This is a genomic window from Rhodococcus wratislaviensis (genome assembly GCF_041228765.1).
In the GTDB taxonomy this organism is placed as follows: domain Bacteria; phylum Actinomycetota; class Actinomycetes; order Mycobacteriales; family Mycobacteriaceae; genus Rhodococcus_F; species Rhodococcus_F wratislaviensis.
Window position 1 is genome coordinate 3,605,841 of sequence record NZ_CP150488.1, and the last position, 20,026, is coordinate 3,625,866.

Genomic DNA, 20,026 nt, shown 5'->3' on the forward strand with positions numbered 1-20,026 from the left:
CATGGCTGCTGGTGGTCCACTCGCGTCCCGGTCGAAGCCGGGCGGTCCCGCGGCGCCGCACGGGCTGCCGGGGCATCTCGTCGACTTCGTCGAGGCGTTGCGGCGGCGCGGCATCACGGTCGGACCGTCCGAGACGGTCGACGCCGGTCGGGTGATGTCGGTCCTCGATCTGCTCGACCGCGAATCGCTGCGCGAGGGGCTCGCGTGCGCGCTGCTGCGGCGGCCCACCCACCGGCCAACCTTCGACGCGTTGTTCGAACTCTGGTTCCCGGCGGCGGTCGGAAGCCGGGCGGACGGGGCGATCGACACGAGTCTGCCGCGGAACGCGAAGGGCGAGATCGACTACGAGGCGCTGCGCGAGCTGATCGTCGAACTCCTCACCGACGGGTCGCCGGAGGCGATCGAGCTCACCGAGCTCCTGACCGCGCAGATGGTCGAGGAACTCGGGCAGTATCAGTCGGCGAACGGACCGTCGTTCTCGGCGTACCAGGCGCTGCGGGACGTCGCGCCGGAAACCCTGCTGAAGAAAATCCTCGACGGACTCCTGGGCAATCAGCAGGACGCCGACGCCCGGACGACGGAAAGCTACGAATCCGAGGTGGCCAAGCGCACCGCCGCCCAGCGGATCGCCGACTTCCGGAAGATGATCGAGAAGGAGACGCGGCGGCGGTCGGCGGAGAACCTCGGCAAGGAACGGGTGGCGTCGTACGGCGTGCCCCGGCTGGCCGAGGAAGTCGACTTCCTGCGCGCGTCCGACGCCGAACTGACGGCGCTCAAACGCAACGTGACCCCGCTGGCCCGGCTGCTCGCCAGCCGCCTGGCCGTGCGGCGCAGCCGCAACCGGGCCGGCTCGATCGACCTGCGCCGGACCCTGCGCAAGTCGATGTCCACCGGCGGAGTGCCCATCGACCTCGTCCAGCGCAAACCGCGGCGGGCGCGGCCCGAACTCGTCGTGATGTGTGACGTGTCGGGTTCGGTTGCCGGTTTCAGCCACTTCACCCTGCTGCTCGTCCACGCGCTGCGCGAACAGTTCTCCCGGGTGCGGGTGTTCGCGTTCATCGACACCACCGACGAGGTCACCCGCTTCTTCGACGCGGGAGCGGACCTCGGCAGCGCCATGTCGCGGATGATCCGGGAAGCCGACCTCGTCGGTTACGACGGGCACTCCGACTACGGCAACGCGTTCGGGGTGTTCGCCGAGCGGTTCACCCAGAGCATCACGTCGCGGACGTCGCTGCTGGTGCTCGGCGACGGTCGCAACAACTACCGCGACCCGAATCTGGAGGCCCTGGCCCGGCTCGTGTCGGTGGCGAAACACGCGCACTGGCTGAACCCGGAGCCCCGTGGGCAGTGGGGAACGGGCGATTCGGCGGCCAAGGTGTACAACGAGGTCATCAGCATGCACGAATGCCGATCCGCTCAGCAGCTGGCGTCGGTGGTCGCCGGGTTGCTGCCGGTGTGAGCACGTAAGCTCGTCACTCGTGGAACAGGGAGCAGCGGGCGCGCGTCGGCGCCGCCTGGGAGTCATGGGCGGCACCTTCGACCCCATTCATCACGGTCACCTCGTGGCGGCCAGCGAGGTGGCGGATCGATTCAGCCTCGACGAGGTCGTCTTCGTGCCCACCGGCAGGCCCTGGCAGAAGCAGGGGAAGGGCGTCAGCCCGGCCGAGGACAGGTACCTGATGACGGTCATCGCCACCGCGTCGAATCCGCGTTTCTCCGTCAGCCGGGTGGACGTCGACCGGGAGAAGGTCACCTACACCGTCGACACTCTGCGTGATCTGCGCAGCTACCACCCGGACGCCGAGCTGTACTTCATTACCGGTGCGGACGCCCTGGCGAGTATCCTGTCCTGGCAGGACTGGGAGGAACTGTTCTCGCTGGCGAAGTTCGTCGGGGTGTCGCGCCCGGGATTCGATCTCAACACCGAACATCTGGCCGGTCACCTGGACGCATTGCCGGAGGACGCGGTCACGCTGATCGAGATCCCGGCTCTGGCGATCTCCTCGACGGAATGTCGGCGGCGGGCCAGTCGACACCGTCCTGTGTGGTACCTCGTGCCGGACGGTGTGGTCCAGTACATCTCCAAACGGAACCTGTACCGGCCACCGGACTCCGAGCGCCTCGACGGCGCGACGACGATGTCCGAACCGGCCCCGGACAAGACCAAGAGCTAGTCAGCACTTTTCGAACGAACTGGGAGAACATCGCGTGAGCGCAACGACCGAAGCCATCGAGATGGCACGCATCGCGGCAGTGGCTGCCGACGAGAAGCTGGCCTCCGATGTGGTGGTGCTCGATGTTTCCGAGCAGCTGGTCATCACCGACTGCTTCGTCATCGCCTCCGCCCCCAACGAGCGACAGGTCAACGCGATCGTCGAGAACATCGAGGATCGGCTGCGTGAGGCAGGTCACAAGCCGGTGCGACGCGAGGGCACCCGCGAAGGCCGTTGGGCACTGCTCGATTTCGTGGACGTCGTGATCCACGTCCAGCACAACGAGGAGCGCAACTTCTACGCACTCGACCGGCTGTGGAAGGACTGCCCGACCGTGCCCGTCGAGGGTCTCGGGCAGCACGGCCCGGCCGACGCGAACGGTGCGGGCACTGCCGCCGAGGCGGAGGAGTCCGAGCTGTGACGGATGCCCCCCGTGCCCCGCGACGTCTGATCCTGCTCCGCCACGGGCAGACCGAGTACAACGCCGACAACCGCATGCAGGGTCAGCTCGACACCGAACTGTCGGAGCTGGGGCGGTCGCAGGCCCGCGCCGCCGCCACCGCGCTCGTCGGTCGCAGACCGATCTCCATCGTGTCCTCCGACCTGCGGCGGGCCTACGACACCGCAGTGGAGGTCGGCGACAACGCCGGTCTGCCGGTGCAGATCGACGAGCGCCTCCGCGAGACGCATCTCGGTGACTGGCAGGGGCTGACGCACCTCGACGTCGACGCGCGCGCGCCCGGCGCCCGCGCCACGTGGCGCGGCGACGCGACGTGGGCGCCGCCCGGCGGGGAGAGCCGTATCGACGTCGCCCGCCGCAGCAAGCCGGTGGTTGCCGAACTCGTCGAGAAGCACGAGGACTGGGCGGAGAAACCGGTGGTCCTGGTCGCGCACGGCGGTTTGATCGCCGCGCTGACCGCCGCGCTGCTGGATCTGCCCGTCGACCGCTGGCCGGTGCTGGGCGGGCTGGGGAACACCAGCTGGGTGCAGCTGAGTGCGTACGGAAACCCCGATTCGCTCCACTGGCGCCTCGACGTGTGGAACGCTTCTGCGAGTGTGGCCAGTGACGTCCTCTGACGTGGATGCCGGTTCCGGGGCGCGCCCCGTCCTGCTCGTGCTCGCCGATTCGCTGTCGTACTACGGACCCAAGGGCGGTCTCCCATCCGACCATCCCGACATCTGGCCCAATATCGTTGCACGTCAACTCGGTTGGGATGTCGAGTTGGTGGCGCGGATCGGCTGGACCAGCCGCGACGTGTGGTGGGCGCTGACCCAGGACCCACGTGTGTGGTCGGCGGTTCCCCGCGCCGGTGCCGTCGTGTTCGCTGTCGGCGGCATGGACTCCCTTCCGTCCCCGCTCCCGACGGCGCTGCGGGAACAACTGCGCTACGTCCGCCCACCCGCGCTGCGCCGCGTCGTGCGGGCCGGCTACCAGTGGCTTCAGCCCAGGCTGTCTCCGCTGGGGTGGCCCGTGGCGCTGCCCCCGCGGCTGAGTGTCGAGTACCTGGAGAGCTCCCGGGCGGCGCTCGAGTACATGCGCCCCGAGTTGCCCGTCATCGGAACCCTGCCGTCCGTGCATCGAAGCGAGGCCTACGGCAAGGTGCACGCGGGTCGCCCCGGTGCCGTTGCCGCCATCACCGCATGGTCGGAGGAGAAGAACGTGCCCATCGTCGACCTCGCGGAGGCGGTGCGCGCCAACGTCTTCAGCGATCAGGGCAATCCGGACGGCATCCACTGGGGCTGGGACGGACACACCGAGGTGGCCGCGGCGATGCTGACCGCGCTTCGCGCCGCGGGAGTCGTTCCGGACTCCGCCGAGGGCGCGGTTCCGGCCGACCCGGTGTCGAGCGGAGCCGAGTAGTCCGATGCCCGTCGTCGTCGTCACCGATTCTTCGGCCTCGATCCTGCCCGAACTCGTCGAGCAGTACGGGATCCAGGTGGTCCCGCTCCATGTCCTCAGCGGCGGTCAGGATTTCCGGGAGGGAATCGACGAGCTCCCCGAGGATCTTGCCGGTGTCACCACGTCGGGCGCGTCGCCGAGCGAGCTGTCCGAGGCGTACGCGGCAGCGCTGGAGCTGAGTGAGGGCGCAGGCGTTCTCGCGGTACACATCTCCCGGCAGCTGTCCGGCACGTGGGAGGCGGGCCGCCAGGCGGCGCAGGAATTCGACGGCCGGGTGCGGATCGTCGACTCCCAGTCCGCCGGAATGGGATTGGGCTACCCGGTCCTCGAGGCCGCGCGGGCCGCGAAGGACGGTGCGGACCTCGAGACGGCGTACCGGCGGGCGGTCGACGTCGCGAGCCGCGGGCGGTGCCTGATCGTCGTGGACAGGCTCGATCAATTGCGTCGCGGAGGCCGTATCGGCACCGCCGCCGCACTGCTCGGCACCGCACTGGCGATGAAGCCGGTGCTGCATCTCGTGGACGGCCGGCTGGTTCTGAAGGAGAAGACGCGCACCTCGACCAAGGCGATGGCCAGGATGGTCGACGCCGCGGTGGAGCTGGCAGGTCTGGACAGGACGGCCGTCGCTGTGCATCACATGCACGCCCGGCAGCGCGCCGAAGCGGTGGCACAGCACCTGAAGGACCGGATTCCGCAGGTCAGCGATCTCGTCGTCACCGATTTCAGCTCGGTGATCGGTGCCCACGTCGGGGCGGGCGCCATCGGCATCGTGCTGTGCCCGGAACCCGCCCTGCACCACGAAGACCACGATTCATCCACAACTTCGCACTGATCCACAGGCCGGTTCGGAAGTCGGGGCGTCGCGGCAATTCGGTGGGCGGCGCACTCTACCGTCGCGTCCATGGGGATCAGGGAAGAACGTTCCAGGGGCCGGACCCGGCTCGCGTTCCTGACGTCGGGGGAACGCGATGCGGTCCCGCCCGACACACCGGCGGCGCCGGAGTGGCTGGCCGAGCCGAGCGGGACCGTCCTCGACGGCGACACGACGTGGTCCGCCGAACGCCGCCGGGGTGGATTCTCGCTGCCGGACCGGTGGCGGGACGCACGATTCGATCCCGGGCGTTCCGGGGCGTTGGTGCTGATCGTGGTGGGAATCGTCGTCGCGACCGCCACCGTGCTGGGAGTGCGCACCGATCGGCCGGAGGCACAGGCGGTTCCGTCGTTACCCGCTGCCGGAGTGCATTCTCTGACTCCGGCACCGACGAGTCCCGACGCGGCGGCGTCGGCACCCGCCCCGGCGGAGGAGATCGTCGTCAGCGTCGTGGGACTGGTGGCGTCGGCCGGTCTCGTCCGGCTGCCAGCGGGGTCCCGGGTCGCGGACGCTCTCGCCGCTGCCGGGGGAGTGCGCGACGGCGGTGACACCCTCGGATTGAATCTGGCTCAACGACTTTCGGACGGCGATCAGGTTCTCGTGGGTGCCGCGACCACCCAGGCGCCGCCGAGCGCTGTGGGCGGAGCCTCCGCGGGATCGCCGGGGACCGCAGGCGCAGCGGCCGCCCCGGGCGGAGGGCTCGTGAACCTCAACACGGCGACCGAGACGGAACTCGACGCACTTCCCGGTGTCGGGCCCGTCACGGCGGCGGCGATCGTCGCGTGGCGCACGACCAACGGCACGTTCACCGACATCTCGCAACTGGGGGAGGTGGACGGGATCGGGCCGGTGCGGCTGGAGAAGCTGCGCGGCCAGGTCACCCTGTGATGCCCGACGACGAACCGCGGCTCCTCGACCTCCGGCTTCTTCCGTTCGCCGGGATGTGCTGGGCGGCAACGCTGATCGGTATCCACGGCGGCTCCCGGGCGGCGTGGGTTCTCGTGGCAACCCTGTCGGTAGCGGCAGTTCTCCTCGCCGCGGGGTGCGCCCTGCGGGGACCGGGACGGTGGACGGCCGGGGTGCTGGCGGTCCTGCTGTTCGGGTCCTGCTGCGCTGCGGGGACGGCCTGGCGGGTTCAGGCCGTGGAACGGCACCCGATGACCGAACTCGGCCGGAACGAGGCCTGGGTGACGCTCGTCGTCACCCTTGCCGACGATCCCCGGGAGATCGCCGGCTTCGGACGGCACGTCCTCGTGAACGCGGACGTCGTCGAGATCCGCCGGGCCACCGAGACGATCCACTCGGGCGGTGCGGTGGTCGTCCTCGCCCCGGCGGCGGGGTGGCTCGGACTACTGCCGGGGCAGGACGTGGTCCTGCGCGGGCAGGTGGGCCCTCCGCGGCACCGGGACCTGAGCCTGGCCACGGTCCGGGTGTCCGGACCGCCCGCGGCCGTCGGTCCCGCGCCCCCGCATCAGCGGTGGGCCGGCGCCCTGCGTGCGCGGTTCGTCGCGGCCGCCGCCGTTCTGCCCGCCGACGAGGCAGGACTGTTGCCGGGGCTGGTGATCGGCGACACCTCGGCGCTGCCCCGGGAGGTGAAGGACGACTTCACCGCGACCGGACTGACGCATCTCACGGCGGTATCCGGGGCGAACGTCAGCATCCTGCTGGGAGCCGTCCTGCTCGTGGTCCGCGGAGTGGGACTCGGTCCCCGCGCGGGTGCGGCGCTGGCCGCCGCGGCGCTGATCGCATTCGTGGTGATCGCGCGACCGTCGCCCAGCGTGCTGCGCGCCGCGGCGATGGGCTCGGTCGCTCTGCTGGCGCTCGTGACCGGACGGCGGAAACAGGCGATGCCCGCGCTCGCGGCCGGGGTCATCGCCCTGCTGGCGTGGTCACCGGAATTGGCGGTGGACTTCGGCTTCGTACTCTCGGCGACCGCCACTGCCGGGTTGATCGTGATCGCGCCGGTGGGGGTCGACGTGCTGGTGCGCCGCGGCTGGCCGCGGGCGGTGGCCGAGACGGTGGCGGTGTCCGTCGCCGCCTTCGCCGTCACCGCTCCGATCGTGGCCGCGATGGCCGGGACGGTGAGCCTGGTGTCCATCTGCGCGAACATCCTGGTCGCCCCCGTGGTCGGTGTGATCACCGTGGCCGGAGCGATCACCGCGCTGATCGCGGGGGTCAGTGTTCCCGTCGCGGAAGTGGTGGTGCGCGTGACCCAGTGGCCGCTGTGGTGGCTCGTCACCGTGGCCGAGCGAGGTGCGCGGATTCCCGGAGCCTCGATACCGGTGCCCTCCGGGCCCGCCGGTGCGGCGATCGTCCTCGGTGCCGTGGTGGCGCTCGGTGTGACGCTGCGCAGACGCGGACCCCGGCTGGTGCTGGCGGGAATCGCGATAGGTGCGCTGGTGCTGTGGGCGCCGGTCTGGCCGTCGTCGCTGGGGCGCCTTGTGTGATCGCGCCCGAATCCGGGAAACCTTCGCAGAAGTCGAGGAAAGGGACGACGACATGCAGGTGGGGTTCAAGCTGATGGCCGAGACGTTCGATCCGCGGGAGATCGTGCGGCAGGCGGTGGAGGCCGAACGGGCCGGCTTCGACTTCGTCGAGGTGAGCGATCACTATCACCCCTGGCTCTACAGTCACGGTCACTCGGGATTCGTTTGGTCGATGCTCGCGGCCGCTGCTGCACGGACCGACCGGATCGCCCTGGCGACCGGCGTCACCTGCCCGTTCGTCCGATATCACCCCGTGATCATCGCGCAGGCCGCGGCCACGACCGCCGTCCTCAGCGAGGGCCGGTTCACCCTGGGACTCGGTTCGGGGGAACGGCTGAACGAACATGTCGTCGGTGGCGGTTGGCCGTCGGTCACCATCCGGCACCAGATGCTCCGTGAGGCGATCGACATCATCCGTCTGCTGTGGTCGGGCGGCTACCACTCGTACGAGGGCAAACACCTCACCGTGGACGACGCACGCGTCTTCGATCTCCCCGACGTGCCGCCCACGATCGCCGTCGCGGCGGGCGGCACGGAAGCGGTCCGTATCGCCGCGGAACTCGGCGACGGACTCTTCGCCACCGAAGCGGACCCGGACCTCGTGAAGGCCTACACCGGGGCCGGTGGGTCGGGACCCAAGTACGGGGAGGTGCCCCTCTCGTGGGCGCGTGACGAGGAATCCGCGGCCGAGTCGGCGCACCTGTTGTTCCGGTTCGGGTTGACCGGATGGAAGGTTCAAGCCGAACTGCCGAATCCGATCAACTTCGAGGCGGCGTCGTCGTCGATCCGCACCGAGGACGTCCGCGACGCCATGGCCTGCGGGCCGGACGTCCGGCGGCACCTGGAGGTGGCACGCACGTTCGTCGACGCAGGGTTCGATCATCTGGCGCTGATCAACGCGGGGCCGGACGTGGACGGGTTCTTCGAGTTCTTCGCCACCGAGTTGAGTGAGCCGCTGCGGGCGCTGACAACGGCCTGACATCGGCTGTGCTGCTGTAACTTTCGACTCCCCGGCGCACCGCTCGGCACGCTCGGGGCGGCGGGTGCGGAACGCGTTCTGTATCGTTTCGACTTCGATTCCCGATGTGCGTATGCGACACCGAAACACCGACTACCATCCGGTGGCAGATGCCTGAGGTGAACGGTCTTGGAACGCACCCGCATTGGAGGGCGAATGTCGGAATCGGAGCGGACAGATCTCGATGTGGACGACGAACTCGACGCCGGGCAGGTGTGGAGAGCGCAGCGGGTCGTCGCTGCCCAGTCATTGGACGCCGAAGACTGCCGCATGCTCCTGTCCATGCTCGGCATTGCGGGTAACCCCGATGCACCGGAGGTGGACTGACGGCGGTCAGGTCACCTTCCGGTGATGGTGAGCGACGATCTCCTGCGCCACCGTCGCGAGCTTGAGATTCATGTCCTGCGAGGTGGTGCGGAGAATCTCCATCGCCTGAGTCTCGGGGATGTTGTGGAACGCCATCAGCAGACCCACGGCCTTCCCGATTTCACGATTGCTGGCCAGGCCTGCCCGCAGTGTCTCGGCCTCGGCGTGCTCGTGGACGGCCGCCAACGCCACCGCCGCGAACGATGCGAGCATGATGCCCTGATCGACGGACGTGGTGTTCAGCGCTCCCGCCGTGTCGGAGAACAAATTGAGGGCGCCGACCTTGCGCCCGAGGATGACGAGGCGGAATCCGGCCGCACCGCGCACCGGCGTGTGGGCCAGCACCCGCGCCGACAGCCGCGGCCACTGCGACGACGTGGAGAGGTCCGTCTCGAACTGAGGCGTGTCGCTGACGATGGCATCGACGCACGGTCCCTCGTTCTCGACGCGCTCGAACTCGTCGACGCGGGCGGCCACGTCGTCGCTGGCCGCGACCGTCACGTAGCGGGATCCCTCCCGGAGCATCAGGCTCGCGTGGTCGCAGCCCTCGACGAGTAGTGGCGCGGCGTCGCAGATGGCCTGGTGGACGTGCCCGTAATCCTGGCCTGCGTAGAGAAGATCGGCGAGGGTCGCGAACGTCGCGGCCGACCTGCCGACAGCCTGCGAGCGCGTCGTATCGGGCATTGTGTCTCGCATCGGTTCCTCCAGCGTGCGGGCATGTGCCCGGCTCACCGATTCAGTCTGCCAGAGAGGGAGGTCGCCGCAGGTCCGGGCCGCAGGAATTCCCGATCGGACTCCGGGGACGGTGGCCCCGGGCGAAGATGACGTCATGGTTTCGCGCACCGAGGACCCACAGGTGACCATCGGCCAGGGAACGCTGCGGGGCGTCCGCCTCGACGGCGTCCGGTCGTGGAAGGGCATTCCCTATGCAGCACCGCCGGTCGGCGAGTGGCGGCTCCGCTCCCCGCGCGCGCCCGAACCGTTCAGCGGGGTGCGCGACTGTTCCCGGTTCGGCCCGATCGCACCGCAGAACGAGCACGGCCCGCTGCCCATCGATCCCGGTCTGACCCTCGACGAGGACTGCCTCACCGTGAACGTCTTCGCCCCCGCGTCGGATGCCCGGCGACCGCGGCCGGTGATGGTGTGGATCCACGGCGGGGCGTATTACCTCGGTTCGTCCGGACAGCGCATGTTCGATCCGACGCATCTGGTCGAACGCGGCGACGTCGTGGTGGTCACCTTCAATTACCGGCTCGGTGCGCTGGGGTTCCTGGACTTCTCCTCGTTCTCGACCGAGGAGCATCCGTTCGACACGAACCTGGGCCTGCGCGATCAGATCGCGGCACTGACCTGGGTCCGCGACAACATCGCCGCATTCGGCGGCGACCCGAAAGACGTGACCCTGTTCGGGGAGTCCGCCGGTGGCGGTGCGGTCACCACGCTGATGACGTCCCCACCGGCAGAGGGACTGTTCCATCGCGCGATCGCCGAGAGTTCGCCCGCGACGTCCGTATACGGCCGTGATCGCGCCGCGAGCATCGCCGAGTCGTTCCTCGAGTTGCTCGACATCGCGCCCGCCGACGCGGGCCGACTCCGCGACCTGCCCGTCGACGTGCTGACGAAGGCCTGCGTCGAACTCGTCCAGCAGGTGCCCGCGCGGGTCCCGGGCACCCTGGCGGTTGCCCCGACGGTCGACGGCGACGTGGTGCCGCACTATCCCGTCGCGGCGTTCCGCACAGGCCTCGCGCATCGAATCCCGCTGCTGATCGGGACGAACAAGGACGAGGCGTCCATGTTCCGGCTGATGAAGTCGCCCCTGATGCCGATCACCCCGGACGCCGTGCATCAGATGTTCGTGGCGATCGCCGCCGACCATCCCGACCTGCCTGCAGACGAGGAGCAGGAGGTGGCGGCCGCGTATCCCGACTACCCGAAGAAACGCTCGGCCATGGAGATCTCGCGGGACGCCGCGTTCCGGATGCCGACGCTGTGGATCGCGGAGGCGCACAGCCGCGTCGCCCCGACCTGGTTGTACCGCTTCGACTACGCGACACCGTTCCTGCGCGCCGCGCGGATCGGCGCCACCCACGGCACCGAGGTGCCATACGTCTTCGGGAACTTCGGTGTCGTCCCGCACGACCCCACGTTCAAGCTCGGTGGGCACCGAACCGCCGGGCACGTGTCGGAGCGGATCCAGCGACGGTGGCTGTCGTTCGCCACCGAGGGCACCCCGGACGGAACGGGAGCCGAGGTCGGCTGGCCGCCGTACGACGAGGCGGATCGCACGACCCTGCTGATCGGCAAGTCCGACGCGATCGTCGCCGATCCGGACCGGGAACTCCGCCGGGCCTGGGGTGAGGAGGTCATCGGCTTCACCTGAGCGGCGGGGGTCCGGTTTCGTATCCGCGTAACGGGGGATACCTGCTGAATGAGCCCTGCAGCAACGGAATCGGGTCGCGACCTCAGTGTGGGAGTCGAGGAGGAGTTCTTCCTCGTCGACGAGTCCGGTCACCTTTCCGCCGCGGGACCCGACGTGGTGGCGGAGGCCGGCCACGACATTCACGGGCTCCAGCGTGAACTCGCCCGATGCCAGATCGAGACGGCGACCGGTGTGTGCCACACCGGGGAGGAACTGCACGAGGAGCTGCGCAGCCTGCGCCGCCGGCTGGCGAAGGCCGCCGCGGGCCGCGACCTGTTGCTGCTGCCCAGCGGGACGTCCTTGATCGTCGAGGGATTGCCGCCGGCGATCACCCCGAGCCCGCGGTACGAGGAGATGGCCCGCCACTTCGGGTCGATCGTGGACACGGTGACCACGTGCGGCTGTCACGTGCACGTGGGGATCCCGAGCCGCGACGTCGGTGTGCGGGTGAGCAACCTGGTTCGCAGTTGGCTGCCCGTGCTGCTCGCGCTCGCCGCGAACTCGCCGTTCCACAGTGGGCACGACACCGCGTATCACAGTTGGCGGCACATCATGTGGTCGCGGTGGCCGTCGGCGGGACCGCCGCCCCACTTCGACTCCGCGGACGAGTACGAGGCGACGGTCGGCGCCATGATCGGGACCGGTGCCGCCATGGATCGGGGAATGATCTACTGGCACGTACGGCTCTCCGACAAGCAACCGACCATCGAGGTCCGGATCGCGGACGTCGCCATGACCGCGGCGCACGCGGCGCTCTACGCGGTGGTCGTGAAGGGGCTCGTCGGGTGGGCGCTGCGGTCGCTGGAGAACGGCCTCACCGTGCCGTGGCTGCGCGCCGAGCTGCTGCGAGCGCAGTTGTGGCGTGCGGCCCGTGACGGACTCGACGGGGAATGCACGAGCCCGGCCACCGATCGGTCGCTGCCGATCCGCCGGCAGCTGGAATTGCTGAACGAGTGCGTGGCCCCGGGGCTCGGCGCGAGTGATCGGGCGTTCCTCGAGTCGGGGCTCGACACCGTGTTGCGGGAGGGCACGGGCGCCGAGCGGCAACGGGCCGAGTTCGCCCGCGTCGGCACGCTGGCGGCGGTGGTCGACCTCCTGACGTGCGAAGTGGTCAGCTGACCGGGGGTGGCGGAGTCAGCTCGGTGACGCCGGCGGTGGTGGAGCCGATGTAGCCGGGATGCAGCAGTCCGGCGGATCGGACACCCGTGAGCAGAGCGCCGGCGCTGGTGTCCGGTCCGGTGCGCAGCGGTCCGGGGTCGTCGATCAACGCCTCCACGGTCGCGGTGTCGACGAGGCTGAGATCGATGCGCTGTCCGGCGGGTTGGTAGACGGCGAGGACGACCGGGTCGGGGTAGTGGGCCGCGGTGCGGCGCATGACGTGGAAGGCGGGGTCGGTTCCCAGGGCGAGCACCGTGACATGCGCGAACGACGCGAGCCGGTCGGCGATCGCGCGGCCGGCGGCACTGCGCCACGTACGCCCGTACAGGGTGAGCGCGTCCGACAGGTGACGCTGCTCGGTGTCACCTCGCACGCTGCCGCCCGCCGGGTCGAGCAGGGACCGCCAGCGGTGTTCGTAGAAGTCGCACGCGGTCTCGAAGTCGTCGTCGGAGCCGGCCGCCGCGACGTCGCGACACGAGGGCGATGCGGGTTCGAGAACGGATCGACCACCGGCGAACAGCGTCTCGGCGTGTCCGGAGGCCGAACAGCGGGCCACCACGTGCACCGACCATCGGAGGAGTAGCCCGTCGCGGCAGGTGTACCGGAAACTCAGCTCGTACCGTTGCCCTGCCGCGCGATCGTCGTCGAGGTCGATCATGTGCGCGTAGTCCTCGCGGGTGACGCCGTCCACCTCGGTTTCCGCGGTCATATGATCGAGTGTCCACCGCCGACGCGACCGCTGCGCGGCTATCGCCTGTTCGGTCTGCGCGGTCTCGGCTCCGGGGTGTCGGCGAACGTGTCCGCCACACGTGGCACGATCTTCGCGTGAGCACTCCAACTCAGCTCGAACAGCTCCATCTCGTCCTCGGTGACGAGGAGTTCCTCGTCGAACGCGCGGTGTCGCAGGTCATCAGCCAGGTCCGTGCGAGCGCGGACGTGGCCGCGGGCGCGGAGCTTCCGGTCAACCGGTTGAGGGCGGGCGATGCCGGCGCGGCCGAACTCGCCGAACTGCTCAGCCCCTCCCTGTTCGCCGAGGACCGCGTCGTGGTTCTGGAAGCCGCGGCCGAGGCGGGTAAGGACTCGGTGGCACTGATCCTCGACGCGGCCGGCGACCCACCTCCGGGCGTCGTCCTGGTGGTTCTGCACTCGGGCGGCGGACGTGCGAAAGCGATGACCGGTGCGCTGGAGAAACTCGGAGCCGTGGTGCACCCGTGCGCCAAACTGAAGTCCGGCGACCTCATCGGGTTCATCCGCGGCGAGTTTCGCACCCTCGGCGTCCGGGTGTCGCCGGAAGTGGTGCAGAGCGTGTTCGAGGGAGTCGGTTCGAATCTGCGCGAACTGGCCGCCGCGTGCTCGCAGCTCACCGCAGACACCGGCGGAAAGATCGACGTCGCCGCCGTGCAGCGCTACTACTCGGGCAAGGCCGAGGTGAGCGGATTCGACGTCGCGGACAAGGCCGTCGCCGGCGACACCGCCGGTGCGATCGAGGCGCTGCGCTGGGCGATGCTGCGCGGCGTTCCGCACGTGCTGCTGGCGGACGCGCTGGCCGACGCGGTGCACTCGATCGCCAGAGTGGCACCGGCCGGGCGGGGAGACCCGTTCCGGATGGCGTCGGAACTGGGCATGCCGCCGTGGAAGATCAAGAAGGCGCAGGCCCTGGCGAAGGGTTGGACACCCACGTCGGTGGGGGAGGCGCTGCGCATCGTGGCGTCCCTGAACGCCGACGTCAAAGGTGCGGCGGCCGACGCGGACTACGCCGTCGAAAGTGCCGTGGGACGCGTCTCCCGGCTACGCCAGATCTGACGGGGACACGACAACAGCCGCTCGATCCGGGGATCGAGCGGCTGTTGGAGAGCCTACGACGGAAGAACCGTCAGATCTTGTTGATAGCCTGCGCGAGAGCAGACTTCTTGTTGGCAGCCTGGTTGGCGTGAATGACGCCCTTGCTGGCTGCCTTGTCGAGCTTGCGGCTGGTGGCGACGAGGAGCTCGTTGGCCTTGTCCTTGTCACCGGCCGCCGCAGCCTCGCGGAACGAGCGGATCGCCGTGCGCAGCGAGGACTTCACCGACTGGTTACGGAGTCGGGCCGCCTCGTTGGTACGGATCCGCTTCACCTGGGACTTGATGTTGGCCACGCGTAAAATCCTGTCGTCTTAAGCTGGTTACGGTCGAGAAAGCTCTGGGCGCACACATATGCACCGACAGGCGAGATTACCAGTGATCGGTGTCCGATCTCAAACCGGCACCCGGACGCGCCGACAAATCCTGCGGCTGCGCTGCTGAACGGGTGTGCATGTAGCAGCATGTCTGGGATGACGCCCCCAGCATCGAAGTCGTCAACAGTAACGAAATCGTCGGCAACCTCGAAAGCCCCCGTCCGAAAATCGGGGGGAAGCACGCAGGCGGGTGCGAAGGCATCGGGAACCCAGCCGCGGACGCGGGTGACCGCCCGGCCGCGCAAGCCCGTCGAACCCGCCCACGTGTTCGACGGGTACACCGACATCGGGCGCTACGGGCTGGCGTTCGACGAGATGTTCGACCGCGACGGCACCGTCCGCCCGCCGTACAAGGGCGTCTTCAAGGCGCTCGAGCCCGCGGACCGAGCCGACCTCGCCGCCCGATCCGAGGCCCTCGGCAGGGCGTTCATCGACCAGGGCGTGACGTTCTCGCTGTCCGGTCAGGAACGTCCCTTCCCGCTCGATCTCGTTCCTCGGGTCATCGCCGCTGCCGAGTGGACGCGTCTCGAGAAGGGCATCAAGCAGCGCGTCCAGGCGCTCGAGATGTTCCTCGACGACGTCTACGGGGAACAGCGCATCCTGCGTGACCACGTGCTGCCGAAGCGGTTGGTCACCTCGTGCGAGCACTTCCAACGTGAGGCCTCGGGAATCGTTCCGCCGAACGGGGTGCGGATCCACGTCGCAGGAATCGACCTCGTCCGCGACGAGAACGGGGTGTTCCGCGTGCTCGAGGACAACCTGCGTTCGCCGTCGGGGGTGTCCTACGTCATGGAGAACCGCCGCACGATGGCGCGGGTGTTCCCCGACCTGTTCATGTCGCACCGCGTGCGGTCCGTCGGCGACTACGCCTCCCATCTCCTTCGCGCGTTGCGCGCTTCGGCGGCCCTCAACGAGGCCGACCCGACCGTCGTGGTGCTGACACCCGGTGTCGCCAATTCCGCGTACTTCGAGCATTCGCTGCTCGCGCGCCAGATGGGTGTCGAACTGGTCGAGGGCCGCGACCTGTTCTGCCGCGACAACATGGTCTACATGCGCACGACCGAGGGTGAACGGCAGGTCGACGTCATCTACCGCCGCATCGACGACGACTACCTCGACCCCATGCACTTCCGCCCGGACTCCGTGCTCGGGGTGGCCGGCGTCCTGAACGCGGCACGGGCGGGCAACGTCGTCATCTCGAGTGCTGTCGGGAACGGGGTCGGTGACGACAAACTCGTCTACACCTACGTCCCGCAGATCATCGACTACTACCTCGGCGAGAAGCCGTTGCTCGCGAACGTCGACACGTTCCGGTGCTGGCTCGACGAGGAGTGCGAGGAGGTCCTGGACCGGGTCGACGAACTGGTGATCAAACCGGTGGAGGGTTCCGGCGGCTACGGCATCGTCTTCGGTCCCGACGCATCACCCAAGGAACTGAACACGATCGCCCGGAAGATCAAGGCGGACCCGCGCGGGTGGATCGCGCAGCCCGTCGTCCAGCTGTCCACGGTGCCGACCAAGGTCGGGGACGAACTGGTTCCCCGGCACGTCGATCTGCGGCCCTTCGCGGTCAACGACGGTGACGACGTGTGGGTGCTGCCGGGTGGGCTCACCCGGGTGGCCCTGCCCGAGGGGTCGCTCGTCGTGAACTCCAGCCAGGGCGGCGGCAGCAAGGACACGTGGGTGCTCGCGAGCAGGAGCTCCGACGAGGAGCGGGAACTCGCGGGTGAGGAGCTCGTGGCCGAGCCGGCGCAGTCCGCCGAGGCCGAGCAGGGACCCGAACTCAGCACCACTCAACTGCAGCAACAACAGCAACAGCAGCAACAACAGGGCCAGGGAGGTGATCGCTGATGCTGGCGAGGAACGCGGAATCGCTGTACTGGATCGGTCGGTACGTCGAACGGGCCGACGACATGGCCCGCATTCTCGACGTCGCCGTGCACCAACTGCTCGACGACGCCTCGGTGGACCCCGACCGCACGTCCCGGTTGCTGCTGCGGGTGCTCGGCATCGAAGCGCCCGACACGCAGCTCGACGTCCGGTCCGTGACCGAACTGGTGGCGTTCAGCCGCAACCAGGTGGGCTCGATCATCGACTCCCTCGCCAGCGCCCGCGAGAACGCGCGGGGTGCCAGGGAGGTCACGTCCAGCGAGATGTGGGAGTGCCTCAACACCACGTACAACGGTCTCGCCGAACGCGAGCGGGCGTCCAAGCGTCTCGGGCCGCACGAGTTCTTCCGGTACGTGGAGGAACGCGCGGCGATGTTCGCGGGTCTGGCCGATTCGACGATGAGCCGCGACGACGGATACCGCTTCCTGCTGCTCGGCCGCTCGATCGAACGCGTCGACATGCTCGCGCGGATGCTGTTGTCCCGTGCGGGCGACCGCCCGTCCTCGCCGGCGTGGGTGACGGTGCTGCGCTCCGCGGGAGCCCACGACACCTACCTGCGCACGTACCGCGGCGCGCTGGACGCCAACCGGGTGGTCGAGTTCATCCTGCTGGACCGGCTGTTTCCGCGGTCGGTGTTCCACGCCATCCGGCAGGCGGAGTTGTGCCTCGCCGAGCTCGATCACCAGCCCGACAGCCGCGTCGGACACAGGGCCGAGGCGCAGCGTCTCCTCGGCAGGGCCCGGAGCGAACTCGAGTTCCTGCCGCCCGGCGTGCTCCTCGAGGATCTCCAGGATCGGCTCGCGGGGTTGCAGGAAACCTGCCGCGAGCTCGGAGAAGCCATCGCGCTGCAGTATTTTCACGCCGCGCCGTGGGTGGCGTGGACCGATGCACGGGCTGTCGGCGGCGAAGCCGTCGTGGAGGGAGAGCTGTGAGCTGGCGTATGAGAGTCGTGCACACCACCGGGTATGCCTACGACGCACCGGTCACGTCCTCGTACAACGAGGCGCGACTGACCCCGCGCGGTGACAGCAGGCAGACGGTGATCCTGAACCGCGTGGAGACGACGCCGGCGACGCGGTCGTACCGCTACACCGACTACTGGGGCACCGCCGTCACCGCATTCGATCTCCATGCGCCGCACAAGGAACTCGAGGTCACCGGGCTGTCCGTGGTCGAGACCGAACCGTTCTGGGAGCCGGAGGAGAAGGTGGACTGGGACGAGCTGGCCAGCCCTCCGCTCACCGACCGGTTCAACGAACAGCTGAGCAACACCACGTTCGTGCCGCGCAGCCGCAAGCTCGACACCATCGCCCGCGATCTCCGCAAGGGCCGCACCCCCGACGAAGCCGTTGTCGCGGCGGCGGACTGGGTGCATCGGGAGATGGATTACGTTCCGGGGACGACGGGCGTCCACACGTCCGCGGTCGACGCCTGGGCCGAACGGCAGGGCGTATGCCAGGACTACGCGCACCTGACACTGGTCCTTCTGCGCAGCATGGGAATTCCGAGTCGCTACGTGTCCGGCTATCTGCATCCGAAACCCGATGCGGCGGTGGACGACACGGTGGCGGGGGAGAGTCACGCGTGGGTCGAGGCGTGGACCGGAGCGTGGTGGGGTTACGACCCCACCAATGCCGTCGCGGTGAACGAACAGCACGTGTCGGTGGGTATCGGACGGGACTACGCGGACGTTCCGCCGCTCAAGGGCATCTTCTCCGGGGGCCGGGCGACAGATCTCGAAGTCGTCGTGGAGATCACACGCCTGGCGTAAAGTGCCAGCCAGATCTATCTGTGGAAAGCAGGACTAACGATCCATTTCGACGAAGGTGGGTTCATGTCTCCAACCGCACAGGAATACGTAGAAGTCGAACCGATCTCGGATCTCAAGAAATACGTAGCAGAGGCGGTCGGTACGTTCGTACTGGTCTTCGCGGCGGTGGGTACGGCGGTATTCGCCGGAGCCAAGGTCGGGAACCTCGGTGTGGCACTGGCATTCGGACTGACCCTGCTCTTCCTCGTCTACGCCATCGGCCCCATCTCGGGCTGCCACGTCAATCCGGCCGTCACGGTCGGACACCTCGCTCTCGGCCGGTTGTCCGTCGTGAAGGCGGGGTTGTACGTCGTCGCCCAGGTCATCGGCGGACTCGTCGCCGGAGTGGTGATCTACGCGATCGCGCAGAGCCTGCCCTCGTACAACCGGGCGGACGACGGTCTCGGCGCCAACGGCTGGGGCGCCCACAGTCCGTCCGCCATCAAGGGACCGCTCGGCGGGGTCATCGAGAACGGCTACGGCATCGGTGCGGCGATGATCATCGAAGTCCTGCTCACCGCGCTGCTCGTGTTCGTGGTCCTCGCATCCACCGACCAGATCTCCGACGTCCCCCTCGCCGGCGTCTCCATCGGTTTCACGCTCGCCGTGATCCACCTCGTGGCGATCCCGATCGACAACACCTCCGTCAACCCGGCCCGCAGCCTCGCCGTCGCGCCCTACCAGAACGGTGCGCTCGCCCAGCTGTGGTTGTTCATCGTGTTCCCATTGATCGGTGGCGCGGTCGGTGCGCTGGTCTACCGGTCGCTGTTCGGCCGGTACGACCGACTGCAGAGCTGAGCACCGACGAGCGGGGGCCTGCGAGCCGCATGTCTCGCGTGCGTCGTTCTCGCGCTCACCGGGGCGGCTCCCGCGACCGCGACCGCCGAGGACGCACCGCGGCCGGGACCGACATACGTGGCTCTCGGTGACTCCCGCGCGGCCGGGCCGCTCATCGAATTCTCCGAGCACCGCGACCTGTGCCTGCGCTCACCGGACCTGAACTACCCGGCGAAGCTGGCGCACCTGATCGGCGCGGCTACCGTCACCGACGTCACCTGCTCCGCCGCGACACCCGCCCACGTGATCAGCACCCCGCAGTTCGTGGGGACGCATTTCGCTCCGCCGCAGATCGACGCGCTCCGCCCGGACACCGACGTCGTGACGCTCAGCATCGGCGGGGGCGGTTCCAATCATCTGCCCGTGTCGGTGCGCTGCGGCGCCCTTGTGCCCGGCGCGGATGCCGGTTGCCGCGACAACCCGCGGGCGGAGCAACTCACGGTCGAGGGGATCGCGACGATGGCGCCCCAGGTCGACGCCGTGGTCGCCGCGATCGTCGCGAAGGCACCGCATGCCGAGGTCTACCTGATCGGGCACGGCGGTTCCGTCGGACGACACGGCTGCTGGCCGAACATGCCCGTGTCCGACCCCGACGCGGTCTGGCTCGAGCGATACTTCGCACGGTTCAACGAGATCTACGTCGAGGCCGCGGCCAGGTACGGCGTGCACTACGTCGACATCGCGCAGGCCGCCGTGGACGGTGGACACGACGCCTGCGCGCCGGCGGGGCAACGGTGGTTCGAGGGCCTCCTGCCGCAGTCACCCGCCGAACCGGCTCATCCCAACGCGCTCGCGATGACCGCGATCGCCGAGATCATCGCCGAAGATCTGGGCGGGTGA

At 69.0% G+C, this 20,026-nt stretch carries 21 protein-coding genes; 18 read left to right on the top strand and 3 right to left on the bottom strand.

From position 1 onward, the window contains the following. Position 1 precedes the first annotated feature (1 nt). From WKC72_RS16510 to WKC72_RS16555, 10 genes are all read left to right on the top strand, one after another. Positions 2 to 1,462, top strand: coding sequence for a VWA domain-containing protein (locus WKC72_RS16510; protein ID WP_037226363.1), 1,461 nt, complete (start codon positions 2 to 4; stop codon positions 1,460 to 1,462). Between the two features lie 19 nt (positions 1,463 to 1,481). After that, the gene (gene nadD, locus WKC72_RS16515) at positions 1,482 to 2,177 is read left to right on the top strand and encodes a nicotinate-nucleotide adenylyltransferase (protein ID WP_005248045.1); all 696 of its coding nucleotides are present in this window, start codon (positions 1,482 to 1,484) and stop codon (positions 2,175 to 2,177) included. A gap of 34 nt (positions 2,178 to 2,211) precedes the next feature. Next, positions 2,212 to 2,637, top strand: a complete 426-nt coding sequence (rsfS, locus tag WKC72_RS16520) for a ribosome silencing factor (protein ID WP_037226364.1) — start codon at positions 2,212 to 2,214, stop codon at positions 2,635 to 2,637. Then, the gene (locus tag WKC72_RS16525) at positions 2,634 to 3,293 is read left to right on the top strand and encodes a histidine phosphatase family protein (RefSeq protein ID WP_037226365.1); all 660 of its coding nucleotides are present in this window, start codon (positions 2,634 to 2,636) and stop codon (positions 3,291 to 3,293) included. Before rsfS ends, WKC72_RS16525 begins: the two co-directional genes overlap by 4 nt. After that, positions 3,280 to 4,077, top strand: a complete 798-nt coding sequence (gene octT / locus WKC72_RS16530; RefSeq protein ID WP_037226366.1) for a diglucosylglycerate octanoyltransferase — start codon at positions 3,280 to 3,282, stop codon at positions 4,075 to 4,077. Before WKC72_RS16525 ends, octT begins: the two co-directional genes overlap by 14 nt. A 4-nt stretch (positions 4,078 to 4,081) precedes the next feature. Further along, positions 4,082 to 4,948, top strand: coding sequence for a DegV family protein (locus tag WKC72_RS16535; protein WP_037226367.1), 867 nt, complete (start codon positions 4,082 to 4,084; stop codon positions 4,946 to 4,948). Positions 4,949 to 5,017: 69 nt separating this feature from the next. Beyond that, positions 5,018 to 5,875, top strand: coding sequence for a helix-hairpin-helix domain-containing protein (locus WKC72_RS16540; protein WP_370183439.1), 858 nt, complete (start codon positions 5,018 to 5,020; stop codon positions 5,873 to 5,875). Then, positions 5,875 to 7,434, top strand: a complete 1,560-nt coding sequence (locus tag WKC72_RS16545) for a ComEC/Rec2 family competence protein (RefSeq protein ID WP_370183440.1) — start codon at positions 5,875 to 5,877, stop codon at positions 7,432 to 7,434. Before WKC72_RS16540 ends, WKC72_RS16545 begins: the two co-directional genes overlap by 1 nt. A gap of 52 nt (positions 7,435 to 7,486) precedes the next feature. After that, positions 7,487 to 8,452, top strand: a complete 966-nt coding sequence (locus WKC72_RS16550) for an LLM class F420-dependent oxidoreductase (RefSeq protein WP_370183443.1) — start codon at positions 7,487 to 7,489, stop codon at positions 8,450 to 8,452. Between the two features lie 195 nt (positions 8,453 to 8,647). After that, positions 8,648 to 8,818: a hypothetical protein gene (locus WKC72_RS16555; protein ID WP_005261277.1), complete on the top strand. Its 171-nt coding sequence runs from the start codon at positions 8,648 to 8,650 to the stop codon at positions 8,816 to 8,818. A gap of 6 nt (positions 8,819 to 8,824) precedes the next feature. Here WKC72_RS16555 and WKC72_RS16560 read toward each other — a convergent pair whose 3' ends face one another. Further along, on the bottom strand, positions 8,825 to 9,553 hold the full coding sequence (locus WKC72_RS16560) for a GAF and ANTAR domain-containing protein (RefSeq protein WP_268790079.1): 729 nt from the start codon (positions 9,551 to 9,553) through the stop codon (positions 8,825 to 8,827). 133 nt (positions 9,554 to 9,686) lie between these two features. Between WKC72_RS16560 and WKC72_RS16565 the strand changes: the two genes are divergently transcribed. Then, positions 9,687 to 11,237, top strand: coding sequence for a carboxylesterase/lipase family protein (locus WKC72_RS16565; RefSeq protein ID WP_370183447.1), 1,551 nt, complete (start codon positions 9,687 to 9,689; stop codon positions 11,235 to 11,237). A gap of 48 nt (positions 11,238 to 11,285) precedes the next feature. Continuing rightward, positions 11,286 to 12,395, top strand: a complete 1,110-nt coding sequence (locus WKC72_RS16570; protein WP_112299454.1) for a glutamate--cysteine ligase — start codon at positions 11,286 to 11,288, stop codon at positions 12,393 to 12,395. Here WKC72_RS16570 and WKC72_RS16575 read toward each other — a convergent pair. Then, a complete protein-coding gene (locus WKC72_RS16575; RefSeq protein ID WP_128641906.1) occupies positions 12,388 to 13,143 on the bottom strand; it encodes a hypothetical protein in 756 nt (251 codons plus the stop codon). The two genes, WKC72_RS16570 and WKC72_RS16575, sit on opposite strands and share 8 nt — an antisense overlap. 116 nt (positions 13,144 to 13,259) lie before the next feature. On the opposite strand from WKC72_RS16575, the gene holA reads away from it, so the two are divergent. Then, positions 13,260 to 14,237, top strand: coding sequence for a DNA polymerase III subunit delta (gene holA / locus WKC72_RS16580; RefSeq protein ID WP_112299456.1), 978 nt, complete (start codon positions 13,260 to 13,262; stop codon positions 14,235 to 14,237). A 70-nt stretch (positions 14,238 to 14,307) separates the two neighbouring features. On the opposite strand, the gene rpsT is transcribed toward holA, so the two are convergent. Further along, entirely contained in the window at positions 14,308 to 14,568 is a 261-nt protein-coding gene (rpsT, locus tag WKC72_RS16585) for a 30S ribosomal protein S20 (RefSeq protein ID WP_005248015.1), read from the bottom strand. 306 nt (positions 14,569 to 14,874) lie between these two features. Here rpsT and WKC72_RS16590 point away from each other — a divergent pair, with 306 nt between their 5' ends. The 5 genes from WKC72_RS16590 (at position 14,875) to WKC72_RS16610 (ending at position 20,026) form a co-directional block, all read left to right on the top strand. Then, positions 14,875 to 16,500 (top strand): circularly permuted type 2 ATP-grasp protein, encoded by a 1,626-nt coding sequence (locus WKC72_RS16590; RefSeq protein WP_370183452.1) that lies wholly within the window; start codon positions 14,875 to 14,877, stop codon positions 16,498 to 16,500. Next, complete coding sequence (locus WKC72_RS16595) at positions 16,500 to 17,471, top strand: alpha-E domain-containing protein (RefSeq protein WP_037226382.1); 972 nt, start codon at positions 16,500 to 16,502, stop codon at positions 17,469 to 17,471. Before WKC72_RS16590 ends, WKC72_RS16595 begins: the two co-directional genes overlap by 1 nt. Positions 17,472 to 17,479: 8 nt before the next feature. Then, entirely contained in the window at positions 17,480 to 18,310 is an 831-nt protein-coding gene (locus tag WKC72_RS16600; protein WP_011594353.1) for a transglutaminase family protein, read from the top strand. A 63-nt stretch (positions 18,311 to 18,373) separates the two neighbouring features. After that, entirely contained in the window at positions 18,374 to 19,147 is a 774-nt protein-coding gene (locus WKC72_RS16605; RefSeq protein WP_037226384.1) for an aquaporin, read from the top strand. 117 nt (positions 19,148 to 19,264) lie between these two features. Next, entirely contained in the window at positions 19,265 to 20,026 is a 762-nt protein-coding gene (locus WKC72_RS16610; protein WP_370183456.1) for an SGNH/GDSL hydrolase family protein, read from the top strand.